The organism is Marinobacter excellens LAMA 842 (assembly GCF_001574445.1).
In the GTDB taxonomy this organism is placed as follows: Bacteria; Pseudomonadota; Gammaproteobacteria; order Pseudomonadales; family Oleiphilaceae; genus Marinobacter; species Marinobacter shengliensis.
Window position 1 is genome coordinate 160,386 of record NZ_LOCO01000008.1, and the last position, 8,429, is coordinate 168,814.

The 8,429-nt window shown below is 57.4% G+C and carries 5 protein-coding genes and 1 pseudogene; 1 reads left to right on the forward strand and 5 read right to left on the reverse strand.

The features are described from left to right. The first annotated feature begins 184 nt into the window (after positions 1–184). Positions 185–1,255: a magnesium/cobalt transporter CorA gene (gene corA / locus J122_RS09595; RefSeq protein ID WP_061332060.1), complete on the forward strand. Its 1,071-nt coding sequence runs from the start codon at positions 185–187 to the stop codon at positions 1,253–1,255. Here the strand turns inward: corA and J122_RS09600 are convergent. The 5 genes and pseudogenes from J122_RS09600 to J122_RS09620 form a co-directional block, all read right to left on the reverse strand. Then, positions 1,233–3,809: an EAL domain-containing protein gene (locus tag J122_RS09600; protein WP_227510157.1), complete on the reverse strand. Its 2,577-nt coding sequence runs from the start codon at positions 3,807–3,809 to the stop codon at positions 1,233–1,235. The genes corA and J122_RS09600 overlap by 23 nt on opposite strands. Positions 3,810–3,878: 69 nt before the next feature. After that, on the reverse strand, positions 3,879–5,102 hold the full coding sequence (locus J122_RS09605; protein ID WP_061332062.1) for a GGDEF domain-containing protein: 1,224 nt from the start codon (positions 5,100–5,102) through the stop codon (positions 3,879–3,881). A 345-nt stretch (positions 5,103–5,447) separates the two neighbouring features. After that, on the reverse strand, positions 5,448–7,217 hold the full coding sequence (locus J122_RS09610) for a DUF4394 domain-containing protein (protein ID WP_061332064.1): 1,770 nt from the start codon (positions 7,215–7,217) through the stop codon (positions 5,448–5,450). A 207-nt stretch (positions 7,218–7,424) separates the two neighbouring features. Beyond that, on the reverse strand, positions 7,425–8,180 hold the full coding sequence (gene istB, locus J122_RS09615) for an IS21-like element ISSpu5 family helper ATPase IstB (RefSeq protein WP_061332066.1): 756 nt from the start codon (positions 8,178–8,180) through the stop codon (positions 7,425–7,427). A 12-nt stretch (positions 8,181–8,192) separates the two neighbouring features. Continuing rightward, a pseudogene (locus J122_RS09620) lies at positions 8,193–8,429 on the reverse strand (IS21 family transposase); the annotation flags it as partial.

Below are 8,429 nucleotides of genomic sequence, written 5' to 3' on the forward strand. Positions count from 1 at the left end.
GAAACATCCTCCTGTGTTTTGCCCTTTCGGGTTGCTTTCATCAGGAAGACGGGTGGGCAGCCAATGTATTCCGAAAAAATTCACCATTAATGCATTAACATTGAGTAACCAACGGTTTTTACGTTGTTTTTCCGGGTTTTGTGCTACGTTTGAATTTGAATCGTTACCGCAGGACACTGTTTGAATGGCCTATTTCAGCAAGCACTACCATGCGCCCGGCACCGCCCCTGGCACCCTGGTATCCTCTGACTCCGACCATAAGATGTCCATTCACCTGATCGACTACTCGGGTGACCATGTCGAAGAACAACGGCTGGCCACGGCGGAGGAGTGCCAGGACTACCTGGAGCGAGACTCCAAAACCTGGATTCAGATCAACGGCCCCGTCGACGCCAACACCCTGCGCGCCCTGGGCGATATGTTCGACCTGCACGACCTGGCACTGGAAGACGTTCTTAATAGTGGCCAACGCCCCAAAATGGAACTGTATGACGACCAGGTGTTTCTCATCGCCGCCATGCCCATGTTCGATGGCGAGCGCCTGGAAGTGGTTCAGGTCAGCCTGTTCGCCGGTGCCGATTACCTGATCTGCCTGTGCCCGCTGGAAGAGGACCCGTTCGAGCCAGTCCGCAAGCGCATTCGCCAGCCCAACAACCGCCGGTTTACCTCTCGGGGCATCGACTACCTGCTTTACGCCATGCTGGACCTGATTACCGACTCCGCGTTCCCGGTGCTGGAAACCTTTGGCGATAAGCTGGAGGAAATGGAAATCGAACTGCTGGAGCACCCCCGCAAGCAAACCCTCACGGCCCTGCACCACCTGAAGCGGGAGCTGCTGATGCTCAGGCGGGTTCTCTGGCCCCAACGGGAAGCGCTCACCACCCTGATGCGCATGGAAAATTCATTGATACACCAGGACACCCTGATTTACTTCCGGGATTGCCAGGATCACAGCATCCAGATTATCGAACTGCTGGAAAGCTTCCGGGACATGGCCACCAGCATGCTGGATATCTACCTCTCCAGCATCAGCCAGAAAACCAACGACACCATGCGGGTATTAACCATCATCGCCACCATTTTCATCCCGCTGACGTTTATTGTGGGCGTGTACGGGATGAACTTTGAGCACCCGGACAGCCCCTGGGCCATGCCGGAGCTGGGCTGGTATTACGGCTACCCGATGGTGTGGGGGCTGATCATTGCCGTTACCGCCGGCCTGATCTGGTTCTTCAAACGACGGAACTGGATGTAAGCAGCCAGTCTTTTATCGACTCCAGTGGGGCTGGCCGGCATAACCAGAAGCCCTGCAACATATCGGCCCCCATGGTTGCCAGCAGCCTGGCAGATGCCTCATCCTCCACGCCTTCCGCCACCACCAGAAAGCCCAGGCTGCGGCCCATGGTGATGGCGGTTTCAGCGATGGTTCTTGAGCTGTCACTGGAACAGATATCCTGCAGTAGCGACCGGTCCAGCTTGATTTCATCAGCAGGCAGACGCTTGAGGTACGATAACGACGAATAGCCGGCCCCGAAATCATCAATGGACACCTTCAGGCCGGAGCTGGCGAGCCGCTCCAGCGCCTGCAAACCTTTGTCGGGGTCGTCCATCGCTGCCGTTTCCGTAAGCTCCACAATGACATCGCCGGCCTGCAAGCCATAGGTCTCCAGGGCCGTCGCAAACAGTTCATCCAGGCCAGGAGACAGAAGATCCCGGGCCGAAATATTGACCGACATGGTCAGCCCGGGAGACACGCTCTGAAGAGATTTGAGGTCTGCCAGGGCCTGGTCAACAACCCACCGGGTGAGGTGTTTGATGACCCCGGTTTTCTCCGCCAGCGGTATAAACTCATCCGGCGGCACCCAGCCACGCTCAGGGTGAAACCAGCGCATCAATGCCTCGACGCCGACCACCTCACCCGTGGAAAGACGGATCTTCGGCTGGTAGTACAGTTCGGTTTGCCGGTTCTGTATCGCCTCTCGCAGGTGCGAGATCAAGGTCAGCCGGCTTTCATCATAGATGTCGTATTTGCCGGAATAGAACCCCGTCTCGAATGAGCCCCGGGGAGTCATCTCCATCGCCACGTGGGCATTGCGAATCAGCACACTGGCCTTTTTACCATGATCGGGGAAGCTGGCAGCGCCGTATTTCAAGTGCGGATCAATCGCCAGATGATCCAGTGCTATCGGTTGCGCCAGTTGCTTGAGGGCACTGTCCAATGCCCCGAAATCATCACCCGCCTTGCGGGCATCCACAAGCAGGCCAAAGCTGTCTCCGGAAATCTGATACACGCGCTCAGTCCTGCCCAGGCTATCCTGAGTGGCATGCACCATCGGCAACTGCCCCGCCAGCATGGTCATCTGTTCTGCCAGCCGCTTAAGCAGCCGCTCACTGCGCTCAAGGCCCAGGGTCCGGTTAATCTCCTCCAGGCCGGTTACCCGAGCCACTCCCACCATATAGGAACCACCCGGGTTCAGTTTCAGCTGTTCGTCTACCATCCATTCAAAGCGATTTCGGTTCGGCAGGCCGGTGGCCGGGTCATGGGTCATGGCGTAAGTCAGGCGATCCTGGGCATCACGGCGCGCCTTTTCCTGGCGCAGAATATCGGCCTGGGCCTGAATCTTCTGCTCCCTTTCCCGGTACAAGCGGTCCGCCAGGGCCAGGGTAAGAATAAACGCCTCCAGCCCCGAACCAATCTGCATGGCGTAATTGGTAAAGAAGTTCTCGGGAAACACCCCCAAAGCCCGACCTGCCGTGGCCATGACACCCACGGTCAGTGGAGACCACGCCACGGTAAAAAAGATCCCGGCCCGAACCCCGGCGGCCCAGCTCACGGGCCCGGCAATCATCAACAGAGAAAAGAACACAAACGCCGAGACAGCCGCCAGCAGTATCCCCGTTTTGTAGTCCAGAAACGGTACCGCCAGAAAGTACAGAACCTCGAAAATCAACATCCCGATCAAAGCCGCCCGGAGCCGAGGGCTGTGGGAACGCACCCGCAAAAATTCCATACAGAACAAGATTGAGAACATCGCCAGGAACGGGATGGACAGCATCAGCACCTGGGCATGAACAGCCGGAAACGCCGGGTAGATATGCTGTAAGCTGAAACCTCGGATCGACGCGAAAAACACCAGGTAACCGAAGATCGCGAGGCAGTAATACAGGTAGAGCTTTTCCCTCAGAGTAAGAAACACCGCGAGGTTGATCAGAATGATCACGGTAAGGCTGCCAAAGTAGAAAAACTGCAGCTTTTGCTCGGCCCCGGCGGATTCGTAGAACTGATTCTCACGCCAGAGACTGAACGGCAACACCATGGTGCCTTCGGTGACCACCCGAATGTAGAGGGTCTTTGCCTCTTGCGGGGCAAGCTGGAAACGCAGCAGGCTGTTGGGGTGGTCGACGTCACGGGGGTAAAACGGCCGGCGATCCCCGGTCTGGAATGTTCGAACCAACTCACCTTCAGCGATTACATGGAAGGTTACGTCATCGAGTTGAGAGTATGCGAGTTCGGCAATGAGGCTGAGGCTGTCCGGGGTATGGTTAACAACCGGAACCCGCAACCAGTAGGCCGAGTCGGTAATGCCGAGGGTTGCCCGGCCGTTGGCCTGAACCTGCCATGCGGCATCTGGCAGCGCCCGGATTTCATCCAGCGTGGCGCATGTGCTGGTGTCTTCCCAGTATTGAAACTGATGGCCGATGGCGGCGCCGGGCATGATGGTTACCGGCTCCATAGCTGCAGTGCTGATCGGCCAAACGATCAGGAACAGCACCAAACCCAGTATCCGCCATGCCTTGCAAGGGATCACCAACAGCAAACTCCCCGAAAGTGGCTACACGCCTTTTTGTTGTTTTATGCACTTAATACTAGCAAGGCATCAGGGCAGATCGCTACTACCTATTCCCATTCGAGCGCAATTACGGCCAGCAGCCTTGGCTTCATACACCGCCCTATCAGCCACCTGCTGCAATTGGTCCGCGTCCTCGCCATGCTCTGGGAACATAGCAATGCCAACACTGCACCCAATGGTGATATCGGCAGAATCAACCCGAAAAGGTTCGGCGAGAGTCTTGATGATTTCAGCGGCTTTGCTCATGGCATTGGAATCGTCTCGAAGGCCAGGAAGCACCACCACAAACTCATCCCCGCCCACCCGGGCAACGGTGTCAGAGGCCCGCACAATGGCACTCATGCGACTGGCCGCCGCCTGCAACACCTGATCACCTGCCGCGTGGCCATAGGTATCATTTACTGGTTTGAACTGATCCAGATCCACATACAGCAACCCTACCCTTTTTTGCTCCCGGTGCGCTGAGGCCAGTGCCTGCGTCAGCCTGTCAAACAACAGCGAGCGATTAGGCAGGCCGGTCAGCGGGTCAGTATGGGCCTGAGACCAGAGCAGGCGGTTGGCTTCCTTCAGCTCCAAATTCTTCACTTCATCGATAACGCCATACAGAAACAGACGGCGCTGATTGAAACTGTTGTACCAGCTGATCACCAAACCAAATACAAGAACAGACGCGTGCAAACTCGCATAGATGAACACCCGCATCCATTCGCCCTGGTTAAGCCACCACACGCCTCCCAGAACCAGCGCAGTAAGTGTGCAGGAGCTTATAACCGCCGTACTGAAGCGCGCACTCGAACCAATGTTGAGCCAAAGCACAAAAATGACACTGGCAAAGGCATAAACGCCCACCTCTGGGCCTGAGCTCCGAAACAGCACCGAATACCAGATAACGGCCGCCACATGCACGTACAAAGCACCAACGGCTTCCAGCAAATAGATATTCTGCGCCTTCACAACCATCCACTGGGTCAGACCCAGCACGGCTGCCAAAAACACAGCTCGCAACAGCAGCGAGCTCCAGAAAACATCCCGGGCGACCACAAGATCACCGAGCGCAAACAGGAAGTACCCGATAGCGCCAATAACAATGACCGCATGAATATACGGGCGGGTTTTAGTATCAACATAGTCCGCAAAGCGAATGGACAAAGATGGGGGAATCGGCGCACCCGGGCGCGCCAGCGCTCTGGTGGCCAGAGCCCCCAATGTTGAATCAGGCGGATTCTTACGGTCGATTGTCAGGCTCCGCATAGGCTATTGCTCAAGTTGACCGAACGCTCTCGCTGCGTCAATTTCATGCCCTGAGCAGCGCTGTCGCATCAATACCTCTATCTACAGGGCATTCTCTGTGTCATCCAGCTGGTCGGCGATGGTGGTCACCAACCCAATCTCACTCATCAGCCACGCTACTTCCCGTTCCAGACGATCAAGATTGATGATCATAAACACCACATCATCTGCTCCCGGGCTGACTATCTACCTCTCGATCATACTGGAAAACGGCGCTTTTCCGATGATGTGTCTTCGAAATGCAGGTATAGATCTCGTTATAAAATAACCCCGGCACAAGGCCGGGGCGAGATTATACAGGTATGATCAGCGCCCGGCTTCCATAACCACCGGCTCGGGAATCACAACCGACATGGCGTTAACCGCCACGGGGTTGGCGGTTCCACCAATCGGACCAACCTGCTCAGCGGTTCCAGCCAGAAGGTTGAGGGTATACAGCGTGGAGCCTGCGCCGGTTTCCGTTCTAAGGGCCGCGTAGGCGGTGCCGCTCTGGGCAATGTCCATGGCTTGCTGAATGGTGCCATCCATCGGCAATGCCAAACCTTCCAGCAAGCCGTCGCCCACCGCCACCAGGGCGCCATCGTTAGGCACCGCAACCCGCGCCAGGCCACTGTTTCTGGCATCAATCACGTACTGGAAATCCAGGCTGGGGGTTGCACCCTCAAGCTGCAGGGGCGCTGCACGGTAAGCCACCGCCACGGGTACCGGCACCATGGTGTCACCCAGGCGAACGGTGCCATCGGCAAAGGCAAAACCGGCGGCGCGCGCTTCATCCGCCAGCACACGGCCTTCATCCAGGTTCACCCGGAGGTTCTGGCCGGCATCGCCGATGATTCGCAGCAAATCTGCACGGGGGTTGAAGTCTATGTCGAAGCGGGTACCGGACAGAGCAGTGGCAAGCGTCGCGATCTCCGTTGCCTGTGCCTCTGGCGGCACAATGAGCGGATCGCTTTCTTCCAGGAGGTAGATTCGGCCACTTTGAGCAACAGCATACAGACCATCCTCTGCGCCCTCAGGACTGGTGGTGCGAAGATCGAAGCCAACAATCACGTCGCCCTCAACCAAACCGGTGACTGGCAAGGTTTCATCATATTCCGCCAGCGCCATGCCCGGCATCGAGTCAGCCGGATTCAGCTCAACTATCCGAAGCACAAATTCATCAACTGCGGACTGTTCGAACACAATGAACTCACGCAAGGCAGGCTCATCGGTAACATCATTCACCACCAGATCCATGTAGTTACCACCAGCCTCAGGGGCCGGCAATGGCTTGATCAGGGTGGTGGCTGCGGTCTCCAGGTTAATACCGTACAGGCCAACATTACCGTCCACCTCGAACACGGCGTAGTGCTCGTTCATACCGCCTTCGGTGGTAAACACGTTATAGCCTTTAACATCCACCGATTCGGCGTTCGGGAACAGGGCGCCAATGCGCGTTAGCAGGCCAACATTCGGGTTCTGCTGAAAGAAGGTGCGGGAGTCTGCGCTAATCACAAACATCTGCGTGCCTTCCTGCCCGGGATTCACATTGGTGTAGGCCGTAGCCACCACACCCTGGAGGTAGCCGAAAGTACCGTCTACCAGGGCTTGCTGCTGGGCGTTCTCAACCAGGGCCGGAGACCCCATGCGGAAATTCTGCCGGGCATCACTGATCAGGCGCAGGGCATTGGCGGCGGGATTGAAATCAATGTCGTAGCGGGCACCCGCCAGTTCACCAATACTGGCAGTGACAAGGGTGGTTTCTGCCGTCATGGGGTCAACCAGCACCAACTGCCCCATATCGGTCAGCGCATAGAGTTCACCGGAGGCCGGCCGGAAATCCAGCCCCACAACCGAGCCCGCCACATCCAGGGAGCCCACGGCCACAACCGTGGATGGATCAGACAGTGAGAAACGCACCAGGCAGGCGTTGTCTGCCGTCACTGCCAGCACATCGTTGGCTGTCAGCGCAGATAAATCCGCTTCGGCGTTGCACTGGAATGGCGTGTTTGCAGCACCGCCACCGGAGCTGCTGTTACAACCCGCCAGCGCCACAGCGGCGGATAAAACCGATACGGTCATGAGTTTGTTATTCATCGCTCTAATCCCTAAGTTGATCGTAGTTTCTTAACCGCAAGGGATCGAAGAGCCATCAAACACAACGATGACCGCGCTCCCGACGCCTGCTCATCAAGCTACGTGCGTAAACCGCTGAAGGTTGCCACCCATTCCATGTGAAGCCTGCCACCCGGACCGGAGCAAGGCTGCCACCCATCGGAGCGTAGCGACGCGGGGTTTCTCTTCTTACTCCGAAGTCTCGGTGGCCGTCAACTTTGCCTGTTGTTTTCGCATGGATTCGCCCCGCAGGTTGATCTTGTAGGCGTTGTGTACGAGCCGATCCAGAATGGCGTCTGCCAGAGTGGCGTCACCGATTACGCCATGCCATTCCTCGATGGGTAATTGGCTAGTGGCAATGGTGGAGCGCCTGCCATGCCGGTCTTCCAGCACCTCCAGCAAGTCTCGCCGATTCTCGGCGCTCAGTTTCATCAGCCCCCAGTCATCCAGGATCAGCACGTCGACCTTGGCCAGATTCGTCAGGAGTTTTGAGTATTGGCCATCGCCTTTGGCAATGGTCAGCTCCCGTAGCAGTCGGGTCAGGCGGACGTACTGGGCGGTGTAACCCTCCCGGCAGGCCTTATGTGCCAGAGCACAGGCCAGCCAGGTTTTCCCGACCCCGGTGGGACCGGTGATGAGCACATTCAGGTGTTCCTTCACCCATTGGCAACCGGCCAGCGACTGGACCAGTCCTTTATCTAGGCCGCGTGAATAGCGGTAATCCAGGTCTTCGAGGATGGCATTGTGCCGCAGCTTAGCCCGGCGCAACCGGCTGGTCATGCGCCGGTTATCTCGCTCGGTCATTTCCCGGTCGACCAGCAGCCCGAGGCGTTCCTCGAAGCTCAGATCGGTGATGTCGGGGGTGGCCGACTGATCCGCCAGGGCGGCGGCCATGCCGGTCAGTTTGAGGGCGTGGAGCTTGTCCAGTGTGGGATGTTTCAGCATGTCAGAGATCCTTCAGTGGTAGTAGGCGGGGCCACGGATGTTGTCGTGGGTATCGGGCAAGGCCAGTTCCTGTTGCTCTTCCAGAGGCTGCTGATCCAGACGGTGTTTGAGGATGGATTCAATGCTCTTGTAGCGGCAGCTTCCCAGCATCAGGGCTCGCTGGCAGGCGGCCTCCAGCCGCGACTCGCCGTAGCTCTGCCCCAACCGGAGAATGCCCAGACAGGAGCGGTACGCCTGCTGAGGGTGTTT